Origin of the sequence: Henriciella marina DSM 19595, from assembly GCF_000376805.1 — a bacterium.
GTDB classification, from domain to species: domain Bacteria; phylum Pseudomonadota; class Alphaproteobacteria; order Caulobacterales; family Hyphomonadaceae; genus Henriciella; species Henriciella marina.
This window is the reverse complement of sequence record NZ_AQXT01000002.1, coordinates 1,423,746-1,448,497: the sequence shown is the minus strand read 5'-3', so window position 1 is coordinate 1,448,497 and position 24,752 is coordinate 1,423,746. Positions and strand designations below refer to the sequence as shown.

Genomic DNA, 24,752 nt, shown 5'->3' with positions numbered 1-24,752 from the left:
TTGTCCGAAAGGAAGATCGACATGATAGACTGGAATCTCGGTGACATCCTCGACGCGATCGAGCCAGCCATGCCTCGCAACGCTCCGGCGCTAATACACGGCGACCGGATTATTACCTGGCCCGAAATGTCATCGCGCTCGAACAATATCGCACGCGCACTGCGTCAACGCGCAAAAAATGGTGCCAAGGTGGCCTTCTACATGCGCAACCGACCTGAATATGGCGAGTTGATGGCGGCATGCTTCAAGGGTCGATTGACGCATGTGAACATCAATTATCGCTATCGGCCCGAAGAAGTATTTTACATCTTCGACGATTCCGATAGCGAGGTGATCGTCTACAGCTCTGAATTTCGCGACTGTATTCTTGAGCTCAAGGACAGGCTGAAGAAGGTTCATACCTTCGTCGAAATTGGCGATCCTTCCGAAATAGCGCCTTTTGCACGTTCTTATGAAACATTGGCGGGTGAGGGAGACGGATCGGCGCTCGGTATCGAACGCTCACCTGACGATCTGCTCTTCATCTATACCGGCGGCACAACTGGAATGCCGAAAGGCGTGATGTGGCGGCACGACGACATGCGTAAAGCCCAGCTTGACGCGCAGAAGCTACTTGGCACCGTACCGCAGACACTGGAAGAAAATGTTGCCCTGATCAAAAATGAGGGACCTGGCAGGCGTACTCTTTCCTCCTGCCCGCTGATGCATGGGACTGGTTTTATTACCGCGATCGGTGCGCTGATGTCCGGCGGTGCAATTGTTACTCTCTCGGACCCGTCCTTTGATGCCGAAGAACTGTGGCAGACCGTCGATAAGCACAAGGTCGAGAGTATAGCAATTGTGGGGGACGCGTTTGCCAAGCCGATGCTTCGCACCCTCGATGAACATCCCGGGCGCTGGGATACCAAGAGTCTCGTGTCCATCATCTCGTCCGGCGTGATGTGGAGCAAGGAGGTTAAAGCCGGTCTTTGCAGGCACATAACCCAGGTCGTCCTGATGGACAGTTTTGGGGCTTCTGAAGGCCTCGGCTACGGGCTGTCCATCACGACCGCACAGGGCGGCACGAACACTGCGAAATTCGGGATTGGCGAGTTTTGCGATGTCTTTGATGAGAACGATCAGAAAGTTGAACCGGGAAGCGGCGTACCCGGTTTTATCGCGCGCAAGGGAGCCATCCCCAAGGGATATTACAAAGATCCCGAAAAATCAGCCAAGACATTTCGCACAATTGATGGCGTGCGCTATTCAATACCGGGCGATTGGTGCCAGGTAGAGGCCGACGGAAGCCTGATCCTGCTAGGCCGCGGTAGCGTATGCATCAACACTGCTGGCGAGAAGGTATACCCAGAAGAAGTCGAGGAAGTGCTCAAGACCCATCCTGCCATTGGTGATGCGCTGGTAGTAGGTGTTCCGAATGATAAATGGGGTCAAGCCGTCACCGCCGTCGTCCACCTCAACCACGATGTTCCGTTCGAAGAGCAAGCCATCAAGGACCATGTACGCGGGCAGCTGGCAGGATACAAAACGCCGAAGGCCGTTCATCCGACGAAAACACCCCTGCGTGCATCCAACGGCAAGGCCGATTATGCAACCGCGAAAGCAATCGCGGAACGTCTGACGGTTGCAACGTGATTAATCAGGCTTCTCGCCATTACGACGCTATAATTGTCGGCGCGGGTTTCAGTGGAATCTATCTGCTCCACAAGTTGCGTGACGCTGGATTCAACGTGCTTCTTGTGGATGCTGCGTCGCAGCCAGGGGGCATCTGGTACTGGAATTGTTATCCCGGTGCACGTGTTGATTCGCAGGTCCCGCTCTACGAATTTTCGATAGATGAAGTGTGGAAGTCATGGACCTGGAGCGAGCGATTTCCAGGCTGGGAAGAGCTCAGAGCGTACTTCCGGCATGTTTGCGATACGCTAGACCTTTGGCCAATGATGCGCATGGGGACGAGAGTCAAAAGCGCGCATTTTGAGAAGGAAGCGAAGCGGTGGCGTTTGCATCTCGACGATGATGTAATCATTTCGACACAGTTTCTGCTGCCAGCCCTTGGTTTCGCCTCAAAGCCGTATCTTCCTGATTTCCCGGGCCTCGAAGATTTCAAAGGCCAGTGGTTTCACACAGCACGCTGGCCGCAAGAGGGAATCGACCTCGCCGACCGTAGGGTTGCCTTGATCGGCACCGGTGCAAGTGGCGTACAGGTCGCGCAAGAAGCGGCCAAGTCAGCGAAGAAACTGACTCTGTATCAAAGAACCCCAATTCTGGCTCTGCCGATGAGGCAAGAAAAGCTGTCCAAGATAAATCAGGAAAGGGAAAAACAGGGCTATTCCGCGATCTTCGAAAAACGCCGGCAGACGAGCGGTGGGTTTGAATGCCAATCGCTAGAGGTTTCAGCCCTTGAAGTAGACAAAAAAGAGCGCGATGCGCACTTCGAATATTTATGGCAGCGTGGCGGCCTGAGGTTCTGGTATCACAATTTTGCCGACCTGCTTTCCAACCGTGAAGCAAACCGCCACGCCTACAATTTCTGGCGCGACAAGGTTCGTGCGAGAATCGCAGATCCCGACCTTGCCGAGCGGCTCGCGCCCGCCGATCCGCCCCATCCGTTCGGCACGAAGAGACCTTCGCTTGAGCAGGGATACTATGAAATTTTCGCGCAGGATAACGTTGCGTTGATCGATCTGAGATCAACGCCGATCCTCCGGGTCAAGCCGCATGCGATCGAGACTGTGGACGGCGAGATGGAATGCGACCTCATAGTCTTCGCTACCGGCTTCGATGCCGGGCGTGGAGGGCTGAGCGACATGAATATCACCGGAGCGAACGGATTATCCCTTTCGCAAGCATGGAAAGACGGGTTGCGCGCGTATTTGGGCATGGCCGTGTCGGGATTTCCCAACATGCTGTTTTCTTATGGCCCCCTTAGCCCGTCGGGTTTTTCAAATGGCCCTTCAAGCGCAGAGGTCCAGGGCGATTGGATCTGCGACTTCCTGGTCTGGATGCGGAACAACGAACAGGACCTTTTCGAAGCCGATCCGGCCGCTGAAGCAGGATGGACAGAAATAGTTGCTCAGGCCGGCGAGATGACATTGTTTCCCGAAGCGGACTCTTGGTACATGAGTGCGAACATTCCAGACAACAAGCGTCAACTTATTAACTTTCCGAGCCTGTCGATTTACGCCGCGCTTTGCGACGATGTCGCAGAGAAAGGCTATCACGGTCTCGCTGTTGAAAATATCTCAACCAAGGAGACGACAACTGAATGAACGTACTGACCAACATCGAAGATCTTTCCGGGGACATCGATCCCGTCTGGGCAGGCGACGGATCTCATCTGCCGAAATGGTTTGTGTCGGCCCTGAAGGTGCCACGCGAAGAGGGCTATGTTGAGATCAACGGTGCCAGAGCGCATTACTTCCGTTGGGGCGACAGGCGCAAACCGAAACTGCTTATGACGCATGGTTTCCTCGCACACGCCCGCTGCTTTGCCTTCATAGCTCCGTTTCTTGCGGAGGACCACGATGTGGTGGCGTTCGATCTTGCAGGAATGGGCGACAGCGAGATGCGCGGGGAGGTCGATCCGACGGCCAGAGGACGTGAGTTCAGTGAAATCGCGGAGGCGCTCGATATGTTCGTGGATGGGCACAAACCCACCCTGATCGCGCACAGTTTTGGTTCCGGCGCGGCACTGACGGCCGTCACCCAGTCGCCCGATGCATTCTCCGGCGCTGTAATTTGCGATCTGATGATCATGCGGCCTGAGCTGATGGAGCAATACTGGAATCGTCGACGCGCAAGCCCTGGATCGGGTAATCCAGACAAGCCCAACAAACGCTATCCCAGTTATGAAGCCGCGCGCAAAAGATACATCCTTTCCCCGCCCCAGCCGGTTGGCGAGCCCTTCCTCGCGGACTACATGGCGTATCATTCCCTGCGGCGCGACGGGGAAGACTGGACATGGAAGTTTTCACCCGAGGTATTCCGGCAGAGCAATAAGCCAGATGAGTGGCTGAAAATGGGCGAGAGACTGGTGAAAGCGCCGGGCCGCAAAGCCATTGTACACGGTGCTAAAAGCCAACTATTTACCCAGGACTCGGGCGAATACATCCGCGAGTTAGGTGGGGACGATATTCCGATAATTGCCGTACCCGAAGCTCGCCACCATTTGATGCTCGACCAGCCATTAGCTTTTCTAACGGCACTCAGGAGTATTCTTTCCGTTTGGGGGAAATAAACGTACTACGTTTATGGGTTTTCAGTCATGCGTCCCAGGCGAACAATGAAACTTAATAGTTTGAAGAGCCGATCCTATTCCTTTGGGCTATCGACCTGTGCCCCATTTTCTCTTGCATTTTGACCGGATCAACTGAAAAGCCAATGCTTTGAGGTTTATCTGTTGATGATGAAAAGTGGACGAATGAGGCATTGCTGATTCACAGAACAACGAATAATCGGTAACCTGAACGAGCATGTTGCAGGGCATTGTTAGAGGAACCGGCGCTTTACCGGTGTTTGATTTCTAGGTTGAATGACCAACTCGTCTTTTCGCTACTGCGAGATATCACCAGAAATCATCTAGCTTGCGGTGATGATGTGCTTGCGCTTGCCACTCTTCGCTAAAGGTTGATTTAGCCTGCGAGTGATACTTCAAAGGTCCATCACGGTTTACTTGATCGTAAGAATGCATATAATCGGCTATCTTATAATATATAAGTAAGAGTACGGCATGAAAAACTATGATGCTTCTGATCGAAGAATCTCAGGAAACGGTCTGACATTAGCTTGCTCGGTGTATGGTCAAGAAGTAGCGCCGGTCGTAATCTTCGCTCACGGGGGTGGCCAGACTCGACATGCTTGGAAAGATGCAGCCAAGTCGCTCGGTGAGCAAGGCTATCATTCTGTCGCTCTAGACCTCCGCGGACATGGCGATAGCGATTGGGCTTTGGATGGCGACTATTCCTTAAGGCTTTCGGTAGCGACCTGATTGCAGTGGCCGCAGAATTCGAATGTGAGCGCTGTGCGCCGCACATTGTCGGTGCGTCGCTCGGTGGGCTCGGCGCGGTCATTGCGGCTGGAACCTTGAAACCCGGAGTTTTTTCCTCGGTGACTCTAGTCGATATCACCCCTAATTTGGAAGAAAGCGGTGTCACAAAGATTGTCGGCTTTATGGGCGAGCACAGCAAAGATGGTTTTTCATCGCTCAATGAGGCTGCAGATGTCATCGCTAAATACTTGCCACATCGACGCCGGCCTAAAGACCTTGAAGGCTTGCGGAAAAACCTTCGGCTAGGCCAGGACGGCCGCTGGCGTTGGCACTGGGATCCAGCTTTCATTCAAGACGTTGTGAGGCGATCTGCGGTTGAGCGGGTCGGCGACCTCGAGCAATCGGTTCGAAACATAAAAGCCCCAATTCATTTGGTGCGAGGCCGCATGAGTGAACTCGTCTCTGATGCCTCGGTCGAAGCTTTTAAAGCCTTGGCACCCGACGCCCACTTTACGGACGTCGCTGATGCGCGGCACATGGTAGCTGGCGACAAGAATGATGTGTTCACCGCGGCTGTCAGTGATTTTCTACGGAAGCATTCAGAAGGGATTGACGCATGAACGCGACCTTGCCTGATCGCGCCTTTGTTCAGGAGGCATTAGAAGCAGCACCGTTTCACCGCTGGCTCGGACTCAGTGTGACCGAAACGGGCGCAGATGAAATTAAACTGTTAATGCCCTGGCGAGACGAACTTGTGTCGAACCCGAAGGTGCAGTCCGCACATGGCGGCGTGCTCGCCGCGCTGATCGACCTGACGGGATTTTATGCGTTGCTTGCGACTGGAAACATGCCTGTGGCAACGGCAGACCTGCGTGTTGATTATCATAAAATTGCAACGCCCGGCGCGCTTACAATTGTCGGGAAAGTGATTCGACTTGGCACCACTTTGTCCGTGGCGGAGGCCAGTGTTTTTAACAGCACAGGTGCTTTGCTGTCGAGCGGCAGGGGTGCTTATCGCATGCTTAGGGCGCCATCGTGAGTAAGGATGCGCCATCCGCGCCCTTATTTTTCTTTTAGCGTCCGGCGCCAATCCCCTTGAGAAAATAGACGCCTCTATCGACCGATGAGATGTCCGAAATCTGCGCTGGTGCTTATGGGTTCAAACCACTCAAGACCACCGCATTAAAGTGGCCCTCTAGAGGACGCTTTCCGAGAGCCCCTTTTGGCGTTGCCGACAACCGCATACATAATGTATGGAGGCATACAATATTGTAGAGGCTCTCGAATGTCTAAACTGACCGAGTTTGAGAAAGCTGCCGTGCCAGGCGTAATGCGGCGTAGGGACATTCAAGTAATATTTGTTGACGCTGTATATGAAGACGGACTGATTATGTCGGCTCTTTCGGCATATGGAATTCCTTATCTTGAAGTCCATGACGAGGCTGGCGAATTCGCCATCGCGCCGACCCTTGATAGCATTCTGAATGATAAGCAGACTGTTTGGGAGACGAGCCGTAGGCAAATTCTGATAAAGGGCAACGTCTCAAGCTTGGGAGTGTCTCATCTTTGTCTTCGTACTCTGAGTTTAGGGTTTGAAGCATTTTTCTGCCCGACTGAATTCGATGAGAGCCAATTAAATTCATTGATTTTACAAAGACTATTGCGGGCAGGTGTTATGCCGGTTCCACTCGAACATCTTTTATCGGAACTTATCGCCGAGCTATGACTGTGTTCAGTTCTGAGTTGTCAAATGTCGAATGCGGCGTCTAAGGGGCGCGCACAAGCTGCCATGCCACACTCGTGTTCGGCTAAGTTCGCCGTCATTTGTTATTCCGCGATTCTGCTCTTGCGCACTGTCTCGCTCCATATCGACAGACTTCTAAATCAAATGCGGCACCAATCGGAGTCGGGGTCACCGGCACAACTACTGGTCGCGCGCCCAATTTTTTTTTTGACCTGCGACCATTGGGCCCAACGAAAATACAAAAGTTCTTTTCTAAAGAAGTACGAAGGCATATAGTATGGCGCAAACAAAAGGGAGAGAGATAATTGCCATATCTTAATCGACTGTCGAAGGTCACCGCGTCTGTATCCGGGGCAGTATTGCTGCTGGCCGCAGGTGCGCATGCCCAAGCGGAAGTGAACGAGCAGAACGTTGCGGTCTCAGCAAACAGCGAACCGACCATTCGTCGCCTTGGTGCTGTAACTGTCACAGCGCAAAAGCGCGAGCAAAGCCTACAAGATGTGCCGATCGTCGTGACGGCTTTGTCCGGCGAACTACTGAATGATGCCGGTGTTCAGGACATTAAGGATTTGACGGTAGTGACTCCTGGTCTTCTCGTGACGTCTTCGTCGAAGCAGGCCAATACCACCGCTCGGATCCGTGGCATTGGTACGGTTGGTGACAATCCAGGTCTAGAGAGCTCTGTGGGCGTTGTTGTCGACGGTGTTCCACGTGCCAGGAATGGTGTTTCCTTTGGGGATCTTGGAGAAATCGAGCGCATCGAAGTCCTTAAAGGACCGCAAGGAACCTTGTTTGGTAAATCGACCTCTGCGGGCGTTATCAACGTTGTTACAAAGAAGCCCTCCAATGAGTTTGGATCCATCTGGGAAGTTGGAATCGGCAATGAAGGCTTTCTCCGCACGTCCGGAGAAGTTACGGGTCCTTTGTCTGATGCAGTGAGCGGTCGTCTTTACGGGGTCTACGAGGAGCGCGACGGGCTTCTTGATGTGAAAACGGGCAATGGTCCGCGCACCGCAGATGAAACAAGTCAATATGACTTCTACTCCTTCAGGGGGCAGCTTCTTTTCGAACCTTCCAGTGACCTCGAAATCCTTCTTTCGGCCGACTATACCGACCGGGAAGAGGACTGTTGCATGGGGGACTATATAGCGGTGGACCCAGCGCGTGGTCCGCTAATCACCCTGCTGGCAGGCGGCGACGGTGCATCCGCCTTCCCTGTCGATCCGTATGATCGAGTTGCCTTTGCAAATCGTGACGCCACGCAGACGACCGAAGATTGGGGCGTGTCGGCCGACATTTCGTGGCAAAGCGATGTCGGTGAACTAACCTCGATCACATCATATCGCGACTGGGACAATGGTTCCGGACAAGACATGGACTTCAGCGCCGCTGACATCTGGTTCCGCGATTCTGACGAAACCACTGATGCTTTTGCTACGTTCAGCCAGGAAATCCGTCTCGCAGGCGCGACGGACAAACTGGACTGGCTAGTTGGGGCCTACTACGCTAACGAAACGCTTGACCGCACCGATTTCATCAATTTCGGCAATGATTATTTCTTCTACTTTCAGCAATTGCTGCTCGGTGCGAGCGGTGGGGCGTTTAACCTCGCTGCGCTACCCGGCTCCATCTACACAGGTGAGACCAAAGCGACAGAGGATATTTTTAAGCAGGAAGCTGATACGTATGCCATTTTTACCAACAATACGTTTAGCTTCACTGACCAGTTCGATCTTACCGTTGGTCTTCGTTATACGATCGATGAGAAGACGTTGAACTCTGATTTCGATGGAAATGAAGGCAGTTGCTCCACCGCCCTGGCTGTTTTTGGAGCGGCAAATGGTTTAACCCCAACTCTTTGTCTGCCTTGGGTAAACGACAACTTCGTCGGTGTTAGTTCCACTCAAGATCGTTCAGACGAGGATCTTTCCGGTACAGTAAAGGGCTCATACCGCTTCAGTGAAAATCTGATGTCCTACGCATCTTACTCCCGTGGTTACAAGGCCGGGGGCTTCAATTTGGATCGCAGTCAGTTCGGACCCGCAGATCCCGCGCCCTTCCAGCCTAACCTTGACACCGGCTTTGATCCTGAAACCGTGGATGCCTACGAGGTCGGCTTCAAGAGCAATAACGCTGCAAATAGTTTGTTCTTCAACGGTGCCATTTTCTATCAGGAATATAATGATTTTCAGTTAAACACCTTCACCGGAACGAGCTTTATCGTGACATCCGTTCCCGCCGTGATTTCAAAGGGTGCAGAGTTCGATTTCCGATATCTGCCTGAAAAGCTTGAAGGGCTGACACTTCAGGGGGGGCTCGTTTATGCTGAAACGCAGTACGACGATTTTGAAGCAGTGGACTTTTTTGCGCCGCCGCGTTTGCCAGGAAGCACGATTTCATTTGCGCCCCGCTGGTCAGGTACGTTGGCAGTTACATATGAGACCTCTTTTGTCCGCGACTGGGATACGAGATTCAATGTCTCGAGCCGGTACACTTCACGGTATAATACAGGCTCGAACCTCGATCCGCTCAAGGAAGTTGACGACTTGGTCGTGGTCAACGCGAGAATGGGGTTTTATAGCGACAACTCACCGTTTGAGCTGGAGATTTGGGCGCAGAACCTGTTCGATGAAGACTATTATGAGCTAGCCTTTGATACGCCCCTCCAGGGTACCGCGGCTACCCAAACGTCACCGGGTACCGCTGTTGGTGCTTTCCTGGCACCGCCCCTTACCTTCGGTGCAACCGCCCGTCTGCGGTTCTAATCTCAGTATCTTAGACATTAATGCTCTGCTCTTCAAGTAACTGAGGGAGCCGAGGGGCTCAGGTTACTGATATTGGAAATATTCGCGATAGTCATGGCGGTATCCGCCGTGACTATCTGTGAATTTGGGTTTCTGATGCCAAGATAATTTAGGGGTGAGCCTTGTTCAGTCGCCATGCCGTCCGATCAATCCGTCAGTCGGTGTCGTTCGCAATGCCCTTATTTGAAGCGTGAGCGCTCATTTCGTTTGCGCGATTGAGATTCAAAATGACTTTTTCCATATAGCTTTTGACATTCAGCAAATCTTCCTCGGTAAATCCTGCAAACACTTCTGTGGCCACATGGGAGCCCGCCTCATCGATTTCCGCCCATTTGACGGATGCTAAACTTGTCGGTACGACTCGCCAGACGCGTCGATCCTTTTCATCAACAATTCTCGCGACATAGCCGCGCCGCTCTAGTTGATCGATTAAGCTTCCGACTGAGGCTCGTCCTAATTCTAGAACCTCAGCCAGTTCGGTTTGAGTGGGCTGTTTTAGCCTAAATACATAAAGCATCGCCCTCCACTGGGCGCGCGTAAGCTTGAGAGAAGCCATGTCGATGTCGAACCGGCGTCGAAGCTCGCGCGAAACGCGACCGATAAGAAAGGTCAGTTCCACACGCTCATTAGCAGCAAAACGTATATCCATTATCGTCGATGATTTTTTTATATTCATTCCAACCACTTCATTTTCTTGTTTTCAGAGAATGGCTGAGTGGTTGTTCCGGTTCAATCGCTAAATCGCATGCGCACCAAAAAGGGCTGGCTAAATGACTTTAGCCAGCAGGTGTATTGGGAAACGCAAAGTGCAGAAGAGGCCTGTCTGTCCATTTGCCGTTTCAATTAACGTCTAGCGGACAAGGCTAACTATCGCTCTTTACAAATCAAGGATCAAGCAACGCACTCAATCATTGATCTAGATACAGTATGGCGGCTTACAATCGGTGTCAATACAAAAAGTGTGCGCTTTGGCTTAGAGAAGACGGGGCTATTAGCCCATTCCCTACCTAATAATAACGTTATGCTTGCATAAAATAGGAAAGTGTTCTTGTCTGATAAAGTCCGCATAAGACGGACGAAACGAGGGAGGACATTTTGAATTTATCCAGAAAAGTGTTGACAGTTTGCCTGCTTGGTAGCGTCTCAATTTCAAGCTTGGGGGCTGGACTTTCTGCCCAAGCCCAAGACAGCGACAGCGTCAGAACGCTGCAATCGGTGGTTGTGACCACACAGAAGGCTCAGGAATCCGTTCAGGACGTTCCAATTGCAGTTTCAGCGTTCGATGACGAGGCGATCGAGAGACTTCAGCTCACTGGAGGCCCCGATTTAACTAAAGCGGTCCCCAACGTATCCTTCACCAAGGGTCAATTCACCGGTTTCAACTTAAAAATTCGAGGCATTGGCGTAGATGTGGTAGCCACGTCTGGCGACGCTGGTGTCGGTATTCACCAGAACGACGTGCCGCTTCAGTCCAATCGGCTCTTTGAGTCAGAGTTCTTTGACACAGAACGTGTGGAAGTTCTGCGTGGGCCGCAGGGTACATTGTATGGCCGCAACGCAACCGGTGGGGTTTTCAACCTCATAACTGCAAAACCAGTCTTTGGCGAATACCAGGCGGACGCCGCCCTTACCTACGGCAATTACAACACCATCAAAGCCAAAGGCATGGCAAACATCCCATTTGGCGACCGGGTTGCGCTACGTGTTGCCGGATCGCTCACACAGCGTGATGGATATGTTGAAAATTTGGTCACGGGGAATGATGTGGATGACCGGGATCTTTGGTCAGTGCGCGCGACACTAGGATTCGAACCGACCGAATCATTTAGGGGTTGGCTCCTTTACGAGCATTTTGAAGAGGAAGATGCTCGCCTGCGGTCCGGTAAGCAACTGTGCAAGAAAGACCCGCTAGACACTAATTTTGCGGGCATACCAATCGCATTTGAGGATCAGATATATACCTCCCAGGGCTGCCTCAGCGCTCCTTTCTCGGAGTCTCGCGATACAGTGAATTCGGTAGCAACACTTGCAGGTGGCTTGGCTGTAAGGGCTGGACTGCTAAATGGTGATGCGTTCACCGCACCTGCTATCCAGGACCTTAGGACCATCGCGGCTGGGTTCGATCCATTCTACCAGGCCGAACAGGATCTCTGGACACTCAATCTCAGCTGGGACGTCACCGACACACTTGAGTTTACATCGCTAACGAGTCGGAACGAAACATCTGTGATTTCCGTCGAAGATGTTTCCAAAGTCGAGCCCACAATTACATTCAATGACTTTTCCAGCATCCCACCAGGCATCAACCCCTCTATCGATCTTTACAATGCACTTTTCCCTGGCGGCGTAGTCAATGATCCACAAATTGGTCCAAGCAATCTATATACTGTGGCTGACCCGTCCGGCGCGACAAGCGAAGCGTTTACGCAAGAACTGCGCTTGCAATCTGATTTCGACGGCCCCTTCAACTTTAATGTTGGGGCAATTTATATGGATTACGAAGCAGGAAACAGCGATGTAATCGACGGTTACTACTTCGTAAGCAACGCGCTGACCGGACTTTTGCAACTGCACAACGCATCCTTGGCCCAAGGTGGTCCTCCTGCGATCCCTGGCGTACCCTTTCCAGCAAGTTTGGATACGTCGAACGTGGATGGTGATACGAACATTCTGAACTCGCTTAACGGGCTAGGCCGGAATTATTTCAGAACAGTCTCTCCGTATGAGTTGCAGTCTACGGCTCTGTTTGGCGAAACGTATTACGACCTCACCGATGATCTAACGTTCACACTGGGATTGCGTTATACCAAAGACGAGAAATCACAAAAGAACATTCCGACTTATCTGTTTACACCAGATGCGGTGCGGCCGGATCCGACGGCACCCGTTCCGAGCCCGGCAACAGAAGCGGAACTCGATGGAACCGTCGATGGAATCTTCGAAGTAGAATTTGAGGAAGTGACTGGTCGCGCCGGCGTTGATTGGTCGCCAAATTTCTCATTTACAGATGATACTCTGCTTTATGGGTTTTATTCCAGGGGGTATAAGGGCGGTGGGATTAATCCGCCACAGCCCGCGGAAAACGCCAATGCGTTTCCGAACACCTTCGAACCTGAATTTATCAATGCTTACGAGGTGGGAACCAAGAATCTGTTCGCCGAAGGCACGCAGCAACTCAATCTAACCGGCTTTTACTATGACTATACCGACTATCAGATTACTCAGGTAATCAACCGGGCGTCCGTCAACTTTAACGTGGATGCTGAACTGTATGGCTTGGAGGTTGAATATCTCTGGAGCCCTGCAGACAACTGGCTTCTGACCGCCAACTTAGGCTTGCTGGAGACAGAGCTTGTAGATGTATTCGCGATTGACGTTCTGGACCGCACAGCGAGCAACCCAGACTTCGTTGTTATCAAAAACGCAGCCAACTACTCAAACTGTGTTGTATCAGCCCAAGGTTATGCGACCGTGCTAGGCGCGATCGCGGCCGGTCAACTCGCACCCGGCAGTACTGCAGGTCTTTGTCTTGGGAACTTTGCAGGCCAGGAAGCCGCGTTTGGTCTAGGTAATGTATCCTACATGGACGGGGATGGGGCGACCCGTGCGGTCGGTGCTCTCACGCCCTTTGACGGCGTCAACAAAGATTTGCGTGGTAACAATCTTCCTGGCGCACCTGATACCACATTAAACTTGGCCGCAGAATATACTTGGTCCGCACTAGGAAACAGCGACTGGAAATTGACGGTGCGAGGAGATTACTACTATCAGGCAGACAGCTTTTCACGCATCTGGAACGTTGGACGCGATCAGATCGATAGCTGGGAAAACTTCAACCTTTCTCTTGTGTTAGCGAATACAGAATCTGGTCTGCAAATTGAGGCATTTGCGAAGAACCTGTTTGATGAGGAGGTCATTACAGGGGCCTATCTGCAAGATGACAGTCCCGGACTCTACAGCAATGCATTCTTGACTGAGCCAGCCCTTTACGGGGTGACGATTTCAAAGTCGTGGTAGTGTAGATTACATTCAGGCATACCAAGTGGGGCCAAGCCGGTGTTATTTCGGCTTGGCCCGGCATTGTCAGTGACCTGAGCCCCTCGGCTGGTGTTGTCAGGAGAACAGGCCAATTGAACAGGCAAGCCGACCCGACTAGCGTTGCCTGCATGTCCCAAAACCCGTTTCTTTACTTCAAGACATCTCGCGAAATTATCCAGCTCGCGGTCATGATGTACGTTCGTTTTCCGCTGTCCCTTCGCAACGTCGAAGACCTCCTTCACGAGCGTGGAATTGACGTCTGCCATGAGAGGGTATTGTCAGGGGAACTGGCCGATTGAGCCCGTCGGCCGTCTTGGCTAGCATCGCCGGATGCCCCGCAATCCATTCCGAGGCATTGTCAGCGCAACCGAGCGATTGAGCGGGTAGGGCAGGTCGGTTAGCGTTTCGGGATGTCCCGAGATCCGTTCCGATATTTCAAAACATCGCCCGAGATCATCCAGCTTGCGGTGATGATGTATGTGCGTTTCCCGCTCTCGCTTCGGAATGTCGAAGATCTTCTGCATGAGCGCGGAGTCGATGTTTGCTACGAAAGCGTACGGCTCTGGGTTGATCGTTTCGGGCCCATGTTCGCGGGCAAGATCCGGGTGCGTCGAGCCAGCTACATGAGACAGATCACCCAGTGGCAATGGCATCTCGATGAGGTCTTCGTGAAGATCAATGGCGAGACCCACTATCTCTGGCGAGCTGTCGACCATGAGGGCGAAGTCCTCGAGAGCTACGTTACGAAAACACGCGATAAATCAGCGGCTTTGCTGTTCCTGAAGAAAGCAATGAAGCGATTCGGCGCGCCAAGGACCGTCGTGACCGATAGGCTGAGATCTTATGGTGCGGCAATGAAAGACATCGGGAACATCGATCGCCAGGAGGTCGGTCGTCACCTCAATAATCGAGCGGAAAATTCGCACTTACCATTCCGCCGACGAGAGCGAGCGATGCTGAGGTTCAGGCGAATGTCCAACCTGCAGAAATTCGCCTCAACCTACGCTTCGTTTCACAATCATTTCAACCTTGATCGCCACATCAACCACCGCCAGACCTTCAAAACGAAACGAGATGCCGCTCTCCTTGAATGGCGTCAGCTTCTGGCTGGATAGGGCAGAGTGCGGCTAGAGTTGCTGGAGACGGGATTGCATTAGACTGACAGCACCTCTCGCTGCCTAAACCGGCATTTTCGTCGACTAGCAGAGACGAGTTTACATTTGTCTGACACACAATCCAGATCGCTCCATGTCACTGATCGATGCGCTGCGCCTGAGTTGGAGAAACACCCGCTCCCCGCTTGCCAAGCACGGTCCGGGAAAACAGTCGCCAAATCCACTTTGCAACATTAGCGATATCTCTTGGTATCACGTACGCTGCCGGAACAACGAGTAACGTCAATATCGTTGAAGTCGACAAGCCGCCAATCAGCAATGCTCCCAAGGCGTTTCTCCATTCGGCACCATCCGATGTCGCCAAGGCGACAGGAACCATCCCGAAGATCGCTGAAAGAGCTGTCATTAATACTGGGCGAAGGCGTTCAGGACAGGCTCGTCTGATTGCATCGCCGCTAGGCACGCCCTCTTCCATGAGCTGATTGGCGCGGTCGACAAGAAGAATGCCATTTTTCATCACGATACCCATCAGCCCAATTAGGCCGATCTGGGCAAACAGAGACGATTCCAATCCAAAGTAGTAAAGACCTGCGAACGCGCCGGAAAAACTAAGCGGTGCTGTCAGCATAATGATTAAAGGCTGTACGAAAGAATTGAATTGGCTTGCCAGAACCATGTAGAGAACAATACAGGCAAATAACAGCGCAAATCCGATTGCATCTGCAGTCTCAGCCATGTTCTTAGCCATGCCCCCCATTTCGAATGTTATGCCCGGCGGTGGAGGCACATCGTCAATCATCTGGAGCAGTGCTCCAGAAGCTTCACCCAAGGATGATCCTGTTGCCGTGATCGCCAATACGGACACTTTCCGAGAGCGATCTTTTCTGTCGATCTGCGCAGGTCCGGACGCAAACTGTATCTTTGCAACTGATGCAACATCTACAAGACGACCGTCGACTCCGCGCACTTGAACACGCGATAGATCGCTAATGGTTTCGCGCTGAAGGTCGTCCAATCTCAAGCGCACATCATAACGCTTCCCGCCATCTTCAAAGCTCGCGACGTTGAGACCACCCAGAGCAATGCGGGATGTAGACGCAAGCGTGCGCGCTGAAACACCTTGATCTCCGGCGCGCTGTCGGTTGAATAGGATCTGTGCTTCGGGTCGTCCTGATTGATAACTGGTTCGTGGGTCGGAAAACGCACCGTGCGCCCGCATTCGCTGTACCAGTTCGTCTGCGTAATCTGATATTTCTTCAAGATTTTGGCCTTTTAGAATTAGATCGATGTCCGTTCCACCGGAACCTGTTCCACTCACCCAAGGCACTTCAAGCACCGATGTTTTGACTGCGTCCGGCGCGACCGTGGCAATAACAGCGCGAGCTTCGTCCATAATCAAAAATTGAGATTTCGCGCGGTCAGACTTTGGTGTGAGAGAGGCATAAAGGGACAACACATTCGTATCGCTTTGTGCGCCCGCGCCAATCGTGATGAAGATACTTTCAATATGCTCAACGTCTAGCAGTGCTCTCGCAACATTGCTTGCCACTTCACTAGAAGCAGTAATTCCAATTCCTAATGGAAGCTCTATTGTACCTTGAAACTCGCTTCTATCTGCTTTTGAGGTGAAGCCAGACGGCACGCGCGCGGCATACCATCCGCCGACAATTACCGACCCGGCGGCCAAAAGCAGCACAGGATATCGAAAGGTCACCGCCCATGACACGATGTGCCCATAAACACCGTCAACACGGTCCCATAGCAATTCTATCGGGCGGAGCCAGAATGTAGTTTTTCGATGCTTAAGCATTCGCGACGCCAGCATGGGTGTCAAAGTCAAAGCTACAATTAGAGAAACGGTTACAGAGAAGACGATGGCCAAGCCGTACTGGAAGAAAAATCGTCCAACGATACCACCCATAAAAGCGATGGGAACGAAAACTGCGAGCGTGGCCGCCGTACCGGCCAAGACCGCTAATCCTACCTTTTTCGTACCGTCATAAGCCGCCTGCATAGGTGGCTTGCCGTTCTCAATCTCCGTGGTGACGGATTCAACAACGACTATGGCATCATCAACCAGAAGTCCAATCGCAACGGTCAGCGCTAGTAAGGTCAGCACGTTGATCGTGAAGCCCATCAGATAGAAGCCGAAAAAGGTTGCCACCAAAGAGGTCGGGATCGCAATAGCAACGATAAGGGTCGCGCGAACATTCAAAAGGAAGATAAATGTTACGCCGACCACCAGCCCCATGGCGATCTGCAAGTCATGTCCGACGTCCTTGATCGAACTTTCTACAAATTTCGAAATATCGCGTGTGACGACAATCTCCACACCGTCCGGGGCGAGTGTCCGCAAACGCTCAGCTACAGACTTTACAGCACGCGAAACCTCAACTGTGTTTCGTCCGGCTTGCTTGCGGACATCAAGCGAAACACCGCGCCGACCGTTGAGGAAGGCCGCAGAGCGTTCGTCTTCCAAACCATCTTCCACTCTTGCGACATCGCCAACATGAATTACAACGCCGTTTTCTCGATACGCCACGGGTAGATCTGCGAAATCTGCTGGCGTCGTTGCTTCAGCCAACGTTTTGACGCCGAACTCGCGAGTGCCACCAGCAACTTCTAGCCTCCCACCTGGAAGCTCAGCATGCTCACTCTGGACAGCCATGCGAACATCATCCGCAGTCACTCCGAATGATCGCATCCGGTTGTTGTCAAGCCAAACGCGGATAGCTCGGTCTCGTCCACCAACAATCGACACCGATCCCACACCCTTGATGCGTTGAATCTCGTCTTTGGCGATATCATCGGCGAAAGCAGTTATCTCCCGGATCGGGATATCACCAGCAATCATAACCGATATTATGGGTGCGGCATCGGGATCAACTTTATCGACAACCGGTGGGTCAACGTCGCTTGGCAGGTCAGCCAATGCGAGTTGAACCTTATCGCGTACGTCTTGTACCTTTACGTTGATATCGGTTGTCAACGCAAACTCGACTAAGATACTCGAAACGCCTTCGTTACTGAACGATTGCAGGCTTTCGATCCCATCAATCGTGTTGACGTTTTCTTCGATAATATCCGTCACTTCAGATTCTATCGTTTCAGGCGAAGCACCCTCAAGTGTTGTCGTGACAGAAACGTACGGGAATTCGACATTTGGAAACAGATCGACACCCAGTCGACCAATGGAAATCCACCCGAGCCCAACGAGCGCGGCAATGATCATGACAGCGAAAACCGGGTGTCGAATAGAGGTCTTGACGATCCCCATCATGAAACGTCGGTCTCCACTACCGTGCCGTCACGCATCGCATCTAGAGGGTCGACAACAATTAAGTCGGATTCACTCACGCCCGATAGAATTTCAATTCGAACTGGATCAATATCTCGAAACGTAATCGATGCTCGTCGGGCTCGATCACCATCAACTTTAAAGACATAGGGAGAAGTGCTCGAACCCTGAAGCACTGCCCTAGGCAAAACAAGCGCTGGACGCGGGTCAACGTTCACTTCCGCCCGCACTGATTGCCCCGCTCGCACTGCGCATCCCTCATTCAAAAATGCCATTCTGAATTCGACGGTTCTTGCTTGCGGATCAACTCGATCATTTAAAATAATGATATCTGATGGGATAGGTGCACTCCGGCCATCGACATAGAGGTTGCCCTGCAAGCCAAGACGCAACCGACCAACTTCAGATTCCGGCGCAAATAGGATCCCTGCTGCGATCTCGCACTCTTGTATTTGAAGGACCGCCGAATTGCCCATTCCAGAGAAACTATTTGCCATGAAAACGCCTTCGTCGACGTAGCGGGCTGTCACCGCACCATCGAAGGGCGCGCGAACAATCGTATCATCTAGCGCCTGCCGCGCGGTAGCTACTTGAGTGCGGCGAAGCGTGACCTGCGATGCCGCAACCTGAAATGCCGTTTGAACATCTTCGTAAGCAGCTCGTGAGACTGAGCCATCATTGACGAGAACAGAATATCTTTTAAACGCACGTTCGGCATTTGCCGACCCCGCAATTGCAATATCAAGTTGGGCTTCAGCTTCAGAAAGTCGTTGTTGATAGTCGATACGTCGCGTCTGAAACAATGCCTGGCCTTTTTTCACACGGTCACCAACTCCGACATGAATTTTTTCGACTACGCCTTGCGATAGCACGCCAATGTTGCTCGTTTGCTTTGCCGCAATTGTTCCTGACGCGACTAGAGGCTGAGCAAGGTCAATGCGTTCAGCGCTAGTTGTGCTCACTTTAATCGGGGCAATAGTTTTTGGCCTCTCATCTACCGCAACAGCCGTTTGCTCCGGAGGTCGCTCATTTGAGCAAGACGCAAAAAGAAAAACTAGGATAAGCGCGCGGAAAGACAAATGCCGGTTCATGCTGACGGCCTAAGCATCCGATAAGCCCCTCTGCCACTCGAAAGCAAATCGCCGTCACTGCTGTAAACACTGGCCTCCGCCACGGATAGGGTAGCTCCGAGGCGAACCACCTTTCCGACAATTGTAAGCGGGCCAGGCGTTGCAAGTTGATGATAGTCAACACGTAAATCTGCCGTTGCCAGAGGCATATTTCCAGTCGCAATCAAAGCGTAAAACCCCGTCAGGTCGATCAGCGCGGCGAGCACACCGCCATGCGCGGACTCTACCTTCGGGTTTGATACGAGTTCGTCGCGCCAAGGCATAGACAGTTTGATTTCATCCGCGCCTGTTTCGGTCACGGTGAGTCCGAGCCAGCGATGAAACGGAGCCGCTTCTAATGCCTGCTGAACGAAAGCGAGATCAGGCAGAGTTGCACTCATGCTTCAACAACTTCCGAATGCTGCCGCAGAAAGTTACTGACAGCCGTGGTGAATACATCGTTGTTGTCGCCAGCCACCATGTGTCGCGCACCAGCAACATCTGTGAAGTGGGCTTGAGGCAATAAAGCCTGGAATTTTTGCACTGAGGCCTCCGAGACAAGCTCACTCATGCGTCCACGCACCAAATGAACAGGAACAGTGATGTTGCGTACCGATTGCTCAAGGTCCCCAGCTCTCTCAACGGCTGATCGCTTCATAACCCCTTGAATGAAGGCCGGGTCCCAATGCCAACGCCAGCGTTTGTCCTGACCTTGCCGAAGGTTTTTGCGCAAGCCGTCAAGATCTGTCGGTCGGGGCCTGTGAGGTAAATATTGCGCGATAACATCTGCGGCCTCCTCCAGCGTCGCAAATCCATCCACGCTATGCTCGGCCATAAAGCCGATTATCTTTGCGACGCCGCTAGCTTCCATGTTTGGCGTAATGTCCACCAAAGTGATTGAAGCAAAAGCTTTTGGTTGCAGCATGCCAGCACCGACCATGGCACCGAGCCCGCCGAGCGAGGCGCCGACAATGTGAGGTGCACGCCCTTCGTCGCTTAGCTGCTCCGCGACAGCGACCAGATCACGCCCGAAGGCCTCCAGAGAATAGTCGCCATCCTCAGCCCATTCGCTATCGCCGTGCCCTCGAAGATCTAGGGCAATAGAATAAAATCCTTGCTGACCAAGCGATCTGGCTGCGCCTTTCCACGCATGGCGAGTCTGACCACCTCCGTGAGCAAATATTACAGTTGGCGCAGAGTTCTGACCGTAAGCGGAACAGGTCAGTGTCAGACCACTTGCTTGGATTTCTCGCTCGCAACCGTCATTCATAGCCATAATAAATCCCCTAAAATATTATTGTTATGCTCCTAAATGTAAGGTAACTCACAAATAAAGTAAATCGGAATGATATTTTGAAAATTCCAACTGCCGAAAATAGCTTTGTCGGACGTATGGGGGATGATGAGCGAGTGAATCTCAGCTTTTTGCTGGCAGAAGTTACTCGCTTGTTGCGAGCGGCCTTTGATCAGGAAATGAAGCGGCTGGACTTAACGCGGTCACAGTGGCACGCCTTGATTTACGTACTCAGGCTGAAGGCAGCTTCTCAAACCCAACTTGCCGAGGCATTAGAAGTTGCCCGTCCATCTGTTGGCACACTGATCGATCAGTTGGAGAAATCGGGCTACGTAACGCGTGAGGCTGACACGCAGGATCGTCGTATTTGGCGAGTGGTGCCGACAGAGTTTGCGTTGGCGAGATCAGAAGAGATCGCGCGCCTCGCCGAAAGTGTTGCTAACAATGCCTTTGGCGGTCTGTCTCAAGAGCAAATTGAGGCAGCGTCATCAGTGATCCAGGTCATTAGACAAAACCTGGCTAGCTGACGTTCAATCTGACCCAGCCCGTGATTCGGACGGCTGGCCTGCTGCTACCGCTCCTGAATTACGGGCATTGTCAGGAGAACCGGGCGATTGAGTGGGTAGGGCGACGCGGCTAGGATTGCTTCATGCCCCGAAATCCATTTCGCTATTTCAAAACGTCGCCCGAGATCATCCAACTTGCGGTCATGATGTACGTCCGATTTCCGCTTTCTCTGCGCAATGTAGAAGACCTCCTTCATGAGCGTGGAATTGACGTCTGCCATGAGAGCGTGCGGCTCTGGGTCGATAGGTTCGGTCCGATGTTTGCCGGCAAGATCCGCATTCGCCGCGCCAGCTACTTGCGCCAAATCACGCAATGGCAGTGGCACCTGGACGAGGTGTTCGTGAAGAACAACGGAGAGACGCATTACCTCTGGCGAGCCATCGACCATGAGGGCGAAGTTCTAGAAAGCTACGTCACCAAAACTAGAGATAAATCAGCGGCTTTGAGGTTTTTCAAGAAAACGATGAAGCGATACGGTGCGCCGCGGACAGTCGTGACAGACCGGCTGAGACCCTATGGTGCAGCGGTGAAGGAAATCGGAAATATCGATCGCCAGGAGGTTGGTCGCCATTTGAACAACCGCGCCGAGAAGAGCCACTTGCCATTGCGGCGACGAGAGCGAGCAATGTTGAGATTCAGGCGAATGTCGAACCTGCAGAAATTCGCTTCGACGCACGCCTCGTTCCATAATCACTTTAACCTCGAGCGCCACATCAACCACCGCCAGACTTTCAAATTACGACGCGACGCTGCCCTTCTCGAATGGCGCCAACTTGTGGTTGGATAGGGCAGCGTGCGGCTAGCGATGCTGGAGACGGGTTCGCATTAGACTGACAGCACCGCCAGCCAGTTTCCCGAAAATCAGTGAATTCGAGAAGTCTCGGAATAGTTTCGACATTTCCGGGACTTGTCGGCGCTATCAGCGACTGATTTCGAGATTTCCCGTCTCCATTCCGGAGCAATTGTCGCCTTTCAGGCAAAAGTCTCCGTACCCGAATTTTTCAGTCAAGTTTGGCGGCAATTTCCCTGATAATGGGCGATTTACAGGGAATTTCGTCGAATTAACAGGGATTGTACGATTTTAGCTCCTCCAGACCGCCCGCCACCATTGGGGTTTTGCGGCGAAATTCCCCAAGCGCAGGAACAGGGAATTTAATTTCAGGAACAGGGAATTTTTCCGAGCATAACAGGGAATTTCCGCCGGCGTATCAGGGAACCCAATAGTGACGGGCCTTATCTCGGTTGCGGGTACATGGTTAGGTTTTGTGAGCGTTGGAATTAGCCGATAGAAAATCGGGATCGTTAACCTGACCGGAGGGCCAGCGAGATGTTCGAACATCGTGCTGGTACGGGCCCGATCGAGGTGATCAATCGGCGTTCGCCCTGTATCGCAGCGGGCTAAGTCATGGGTTAGTCATAGGCCAAGTCATACCTTAGTCATAGGCTAAGTCATATGACTAAGGTATGACGGATAAGGATGTCCGAGGTCCGCAGAGCACCGTGTTGAAGGTCTTGCAGGAAATGAAACGAGCGATCGCGCGGGAAGCTAGGGTAGGAAAATCGCGTCCTGCTCGGCCCATTTCACCGGGATCGAAATCTTTGAAAGCTGGTAGGCCGAGATGTGCGGAGCCTGCCGTCCTTCGCTGATCGCTTCGAGAATTCGAGGTGACAGGAAAGCCAGGTCCAGATTGTGCGTGATGTAAGACGGCGAGACGTTTTGATCATTGGCAATGTCGCCAATCGAGCGTCCGGCTTTGATGGAATCCAGCCAGTCCATGGCCTGGACGATACGGCGGACCAACACTTGATCAGGTTGTCGGCGAGTGTTCTGTCTGTCCAGAACGAGCTTGCATTCGACGCCGCGCCGGCGTTGCGAAAATGGTGTGCAGACGGGCGGCGTCTCCTCTTTTCCTGCAAGATGGATTGCGAGCTCGCCCGAGCCGACGATTAGACGTTCGACCTCGTTCAGCGTTTCGCGTTGTGATGGCTCGCCGGTGCTCGGCTGATGCTGGACTTGCAGGCGATTGACCAGCGCATTGGAGACAACCTGCTCAAGCTCGCTCGCTGGCAGACGGACCTGATCATCTGAGGAGACGTAGTAGCGATAACGTCGCTGCCCTTTGCGGGCATGATGCGCGTAGAAAGACCGGCCCTGATCATCGAACACCTTTCCAGCAAGCGGCGACGGGCTGGCGGCGTTTTTCCGGGTCTTTCTAGCAACCCGATTATGCGCCATCGTGTCTTGAACCCTTATCCAGAGCGCCTCTGAGATGATCGCCTCATGCAGGCCATCATAGACCTGGTCGCGATGCTTGATTTTGCCGCGATAGAGAGGGTTGGAAAGAAGCTGATAGAGATGGCCAGTCCTGAAGGGCTTGCCGCCCGTCACCCGGGCTGAGGCAAACGCATGCTGCTTGGTTCTAAGACCCACGACATCGGCATAGTCCTTCAGTTTCCGGACCGTGCCAAGATCGACATATGCCTGGAACAAGGTCCTGACGATTTCGGCTTCGGCTTTGTTGATCACGAGGCCTGCATCGGTCTTGTCGTAGCCAAGCGGCAGCACGCCGCCCATCCACATTCCCTTCTTCTTGGAGGCTGCGATCTTGTCGCGAATACGCTCGGCTGTGACTTCCCGCTCGAACTGGGCGAAGGAGAGCAGCACGTTTAGCGTCAACCGGCCCATGCTGGAAGCTGTGTTGAACTGCTGTGTCACCGAGACGAAGGACGCGCCTGTGGCGTCGAACCGCTCAACCAGCCGGGCGAAGTCTGCAAGCGAGCGCGTCAGGCGGTCGATCTTGTAGACCACGACCATGTCGATGCGACCGGCTTCGAGTTCAGCGAGCAGGGACTGCAGGGCAGGGCGGTCCATGGTTCCACCGGATATCCCGCCATCATCATATCGCTGCGGCAGAAGCTTCCAGCCTTCATGGCGCTGCGAACGAACATAGGCCTCGCAGGCTTCCCGCTGCGCGTCCAGCGAGTTGAAGGCCTGGTCGAGGCCCTCATCGGAGGACTTCCGCGTATAGATGGCGCAGCGAACCTTCTTCATGTCTGCACACCGAAGAAACGGGGCCCGGACCATTTCGTCCCGGTGATCTCCTTGGCGATAGCACTGAGCGATCGCCAGATCTTGCCATTCCAGAAATAGCCAGCCTCGGTGATATCGACTGTGTGTTCGACGCCGTTCCACTCCCGCACCAGGCGCTGACCGTTGCAAGCTGGCACCGCGCCGCCGGTCGTCTCTCCCACCAGCCGCCTAAGTTTTTTCACCAGGGCCGCACGAGGTTGGCCAGAGACCTGCCATTGCTGCTCGCATGTCAGGACCTTCACCATCATTGGCGAGCGAAGTTTGGGTGGTGGCGCTGAACCGATCATCTCGGTCCAGCACTCGATGAGTTCGTCTCGTGAGAGGCTGTCAAAGTGGACTTGGCTCACGCTTTGTCTCCCCGAAGTTTGAACCGGGCAGGGGACTTGTCGGTCTTTTCGATCCGATCAATGACATAGCCGCGCTTGCGGAGCCGGGTCATCGCGGCGCGGACTGTGTGCGGCTGCCAGGCAAGCAGGGTCGAAAGCTGCTTCAGCGTCTGGCCCTTGCCGGACAGGGCCTCGACCAGGCGGGCTTCCTTGGTGCCGTCTTTGGCGGCGTCGACTGTTTGTTGGTCGGTCATGGCTTGTCTCCTTTGGATGCGTGGGCGCGATCGTTCGCTCCCACTGAGACAAGCCCGGGCTGGACCGGGCGGCGCTTTATTATTGTCGAAGACAGCAATGCTCGGAACGCGCCTGAAGTCCAGCGGCT

20 protein-coding genes and 1 pseudogene are annotated in these 24,752 nt (G+C 53.0%); 13 read left to right on the top strand and 8 right to left on the bottom strand.

The features are described 5' to 3' along the window. Positions 1-21 precede the first annotated feature (21 nt). The 8 genes from F550_RS0107060 to F550_RS0107030 all read left to right on the top strand — a co-directional run bounded on the left by F550_RS0107060 (position 22) and on the right by F550_RS0107030 (position 9,493). Positions 22-1,632 carry an acyl-CoA synthetase gene (locus tag F550_RS0107060; RefSeq protein WP_018147838.1) on the top strand — a complete coding sequence of 537 codons (1,611 nt, stop codon included), beginning with the start codon at positions 22-24 and terminating at the stop codon, positions 1,630-1,632. Next, complete coding sequence (locus F550_RS0107055) at positions 1,629-3,266, top strand: flavin-containing monooxygenase (RefSeq protein WP_040500468.1); 1,638 nt, start codon at positions 1,629-1,631, stop codon at positions 3,264-3,266. Before F550_RS0107060 ends, F550_RS0107055 begins: the two co-directional genes overlap by 4 nt. Further along, on the top strand, positions 3,263-4,234 hold the full coding sequence (locus tag F550_RS0107050; RefSeq protein WP_018147836.1) for an alpha/beta fold hydrolase: 972 nt from the start codon (positions 3,263-3,265) through the stop codon (positions 4,232-4,234). The genes F550_RS0107055 and F550_RS0107050 overlap by 4 nt, the downstream gene beginning before the upstream one ends. A 492-nt stretch (positions 4,235-4,726) precedes the next feature. Next, complete coding sequence (locus F550_RS19565; protein ID WP_366041824.1) at positions 4,727-4,984, top strand: alpha/beta fold hydrolase; 258 nt, start codon at positions 4,727-4,729, stop codon at positions 4,982-4,984. Further along, positions 4,936-5,604 carry an alpha/beta fold hydrolase gene (locus F550_RS17145; protein ID WP_051076820.1) on the top strand — a complete coding sequence of 223 codons (669 nt, stop codon included), beginning with the start codon at positions 4,936-4,938 and terminating at the stop codon, positions 5,602-5,604. Before F550_RS19565 ends, F550_RS17145 begins: the two co-directional genes overlap by 49 nt. Further along, positions 5,601-6,023 carry a PaaI family thioesterase gene (locus tag F550_RS0107040; protein WP_018147835.1) on the top strand — a complete coding sequence of 141 codons (423 nt, stop codon included), beginning with the start codon at positions 5,601-5,603 and terminating at the stop codon, positions 6,021-6,023. Before F550_RS17145 ends, F550_RS0107040 begins: the two co-directional genes overlap by 4 nt. Before the next feature lie 246 nt (positions 6,024-6,269). Then, on the top strand, positions 6,270-6,710 hold the full coding sequence (locus F550_RS0107035) for a thioredoxin domain-containing protein (RefSeq protein ID WP_018147834.1): 441 nt from the start codon (positions 6,270-6,272) through the stop codon (positions 6,708-6,710). Between the two features lie 323 nt (positions 6,711-7,033). Beyond that, positions 7,034-9,493 (top strand): TonB-dependent receptor, encoded by a 2,460-nt coding sequence (locus tag F550_RS0107030; protein WP_026180628.1) that lies wholly within the window; start codon positions 7,034-7,036, stop codon positions 9,491-9,493. Between the two features lie 193 nt (positions 9,494-9,686). On the opposite strand, the gene F550_RS18490 is transcribed toward F550_RS0107030, so the two are convergent. Then, complete coding sequence (locus tag F550_RS18490) at positions 9,687-10,208, bottom strand: MarR family winged helix-turn-helix transcriptional regulator (RefSeq protein ID WP_018147832.1); 522 nt, start codon at positions 10,206-10,208, stop codon at positions 9,687-9,689. A gap of 419 nt (positions 10,209-10,627) precedes the next feature. Between F550_RS18490 and F550_RS0107020 the strand changes: the two genes are divergently transcribed. The 3 genes and pseudogenes from F550_RS0107020 (at position 10,628) to F550_RS0107010 (ending at position 14,685) form a co-directional block, all read left to right on the top strand. Continuing rightward, a complete protein-coding gene (locus tag F550_RS0107020; protein ID WP_026180627.1) occupies positions 10,628-13,549 on the top strand; it encodes a TonB-dependent receptor in 2,922 nt (973 codons plus the stop codon). Positions 13,550-13,698: 149 nt separating this feature from the next. Then, a pseudogene (locus tag F550_RS19130) lies at positions 13,699-13,845 on the top strand (IS6 family transposase); the annotation flags it as partial. A gap of 135 nt (positions 13,846-13,980) precedes the next feature. Continuing rightward, positions 13,981-14,685: an IS6 family transposase gene (locus F550_RS0107010; RefSeq protein WP_018147829.1), complete on the top strand. Its 705-nt coding sequence runs from the start codon at positions 13,981-13,983 to the stop codon at positions 14,683-14,685. 136 nt (positions 14,686-14,821) lie between these two features. Here the strand turns inward: F550_RS0107010 and F550_RS0107005 are convergent, their stop codons facing one another. Genes F550_RS0107005 through F550_RS0106990 form a run of 4 tightly spaced genes read right to left on the bottom strand, consistent with a single transcriptional unit; the run spans position 14,822 to position 20,368 of the window. Continuing rightward, positions 14,822-17,965 carry an efflux RND transporter permease subunit gene (locus F550_RS0107005; protein WP_018147828.1) on the bottom strand — a complete coding sequence of 1,048 codons (3,144 nt, stop codon included), beginning with the start codon at positions 17,963-17,965 and terminating at the stop codon, positions 14,822-14,824. Next, on the bottom strand, positions 17,962-19,074 hold the full coding sequence (locus tag F550_RS18880) for an efflux RND transporter periplasmic adaptor subunit (RefSeq protein WP_083910934.1): 1,113 nt from the start codon (positions 19,072-19,074) through the stop codon (positions 17,962-17,964). The genes F550_RS0107005 and F550_RS18880 overlap by 4 nt, the downstream gene beginning before the upstream one ends. After that, positions 19,071-19,493, bottom strand: a complete 423-nt coding sequence (locus tag F550_RS0106995; protein WP_018147826.1) for a PaaI family thioesterase — start codon at positions 19,491-19,493, stop codon at positions 19,071-19,073. Before F550_RS0106995 ends, F550_RS18880 begins: the two co-directional genes overlap by 4 nt. Beyond that, positions 19,490-20,368, bottom strand: coding sequence for an alpha/beta fold hydrolase (locus F550_RS0106990; RefSeq protein WP_018147825.1), 879 nt, complete (start codon positions 20,366-20,368; stop codon positions 19,490-19,492). The genes F550_RS0106995 and F550_RS0106990 overlap by 4 nt, the downstream gene beginning before the upstream one ends. A gap of 77 nt (positions 20,369-20,445) precedes the next feature. Between F550_RS0106990 and F550_RS0106985 the strand changes: the two genes are divergently transcribed. Beyond that, positions 20,446-20,913: a MarR family winged helix-turn-helix transcriptional regulator gene (locus F550_RS0106985; RefSeq protein WP_147372394.1), complete on the top strand. Its 468-nt coding sequence runs from the start codon at positions 20,446-20,448 to the stop codon at positions 20,911-20,913. A gap of 122 nt (positions 20,914-21,035) precedes the next feature. Next, the gene (locus F550_RS0106980; protein ID WP_026180626.1) at positions 21,036-21,740 is read left to right on the top strand and encodes an IS6 family transposase; all 705 of its coding nucleotides are present in this window, start codon (positions 21,036-21,038) and stop codon (positions 21,738-21,740) included. A gap of 759 nt (positions 21,741-22,499) precedes the next feature. Here the strand turns inward: F550_RS0106980 and F550_RS0106975 are convergent. Genes F550_RS0106975 through F550_RS17135 form a run of 3 tightly spaced genes read right to left on the bottom strand, consistent with a single transcriptional unit; the run spans position 22,500 to position 24,624 of the window. Then, complete coding sequence (locus tag F550_RS0106975) at positions 22,500-24,005, bottom strand: recombinase family protein (protein WP_018147822.1); 1,506 nt, start codon at positions 24,003-24,005, stop codon at positions 22,500-22,502. Continuing rightward, positions 24,002-24,391, bottom strand: coding sequence for a DUF2924 domain-containing protein (locus F550_RS0106970; protein ID WP_018147821.1), 390 nt, complete (start codon positions 24,389-24,391; stop codon positions 24,002-24,004). The genes F550_RS0106975 and F550_RS0106970 overlap by 4 nt, the downstream gene beginning before the upstream one ends. Next, the gene (locus F550_RS17135) at positions 24,388-24,624 is read right to left on the bottom strand and encodes a DUF3489 domain-containing protein (RefSeq protein WP_018147820.1); all 237 of its coding nucleotides are present in this window, start codon (positions 24,622-24,624) and stop codon (positions 24,388-24,390) included. The genes F550_RS0106970 and F550_RS17135 overlap by 4 nt, the downstream gene beginning before the upstream one ends. Positions 24,625-24,752 lie beyond the last annotated feature (128 nt).

Excerpts from the sequence above, each read along its gene's own strand:
- F550_RS0106975 (WP_018147822.1), bottom strand. The coding sequence starts at position 24,005 with ATGAAGAAGGTTCGCTGCGCCATCTATACGCGGAAGTCCTCCGATGAG.
- F550_RS0106980 (WP_026180626.1), top strand. The coding sequence starts at position 21,036 with ATGCCCCGAAATCCATTTCGCTATTTCAAAACGTCGCCCGAGATCATC.
- F550_RS17135 (WP_018147820.1), bottom strand. The coding sequence starts at position 24,624 with ATGACCGACCAACAAACAGTCGACGCCGCCAAAGACGGCACCAAGGAA.
- F550_RS0107050 (WP_018147836.1), top strand. The coding sequence starts at position 3,263 with ATGAACGTACTGACCAACATCGAAGATCTTTCCGGGGACATCGATCCC.
- F550_RS0107060 (WP_018147838.1), top strand. The coding sequence starts at position 22 with ATGATAGACTGGAATCTCGGTGACATCCTCGACGCGATCGAGCCAGCC.
- F550_RS0107035 (WP_018147834.1), top strand. The coding sequence starts at position 6,270 with ATGTCTAAACTGACCGAGTTTGAGAAAGCTGCCGTGCCAGGCGTAATG.
- F550_RS18490 (WP_018147832.1), bottom strand. The coding sequence starts at position 10,208 with ATGAATATAAAAAAATCATCGACGATAATGGATATACGTTTTGCTGCT.
- F550_RS0106990 (WP_018147825.1), bottom strand. The coding sequence starts at position 20,368 with ATGGCTATGAATGACGGTTGCGAGCGAGAAATCCAAGCAAGTGGTCTG.
- F550_RS19565 (WP_366041824.1), top strand. The coding sequence starts at position 4,727 with ATGAAAAACTATGATGCTTCTGATCGAAGAATCTCAGGAAACGGTCTG.
- F550_RS0107040 (WP_018147835.1), top strand. The coding sequence starts at position 5,601 with ATGAACGCGACCTTGCCTGATCGCGCCTTTGTTCAGGAGGCATTAGAA.
- F550_RS0107005 (WP_018147828.1), bottom strand. The coding sequence starts at position 17,965 with ATGATGGGGATCGTCAAGACCTCTATTCGACACCCGGTTTTCGCTGTC.
- F550_RS0107010 (WP_018147829.1), top strand. The coding sequence starts at position 13,981 with ATGTCCCGAGATCCGTTCCGATATTTCAAAACATCGCCCGAGATCATC.
- F550_RS18880 (WP_083910934.1), bottom strand. The coding sequence starts at position 19,074 with ATGAACCGGCATTTGTCTTTCCGCGCGCTTATCCTAGTTTTTCTTTTT.
- F550_RS0106995 (WP_018147826.1), bottom strand. The coding sequence starts at position 19,493 with ATGAGTGCAACTCTGCCTGATCTCGCTTTCGTTCAGCAGGCATTAGAA.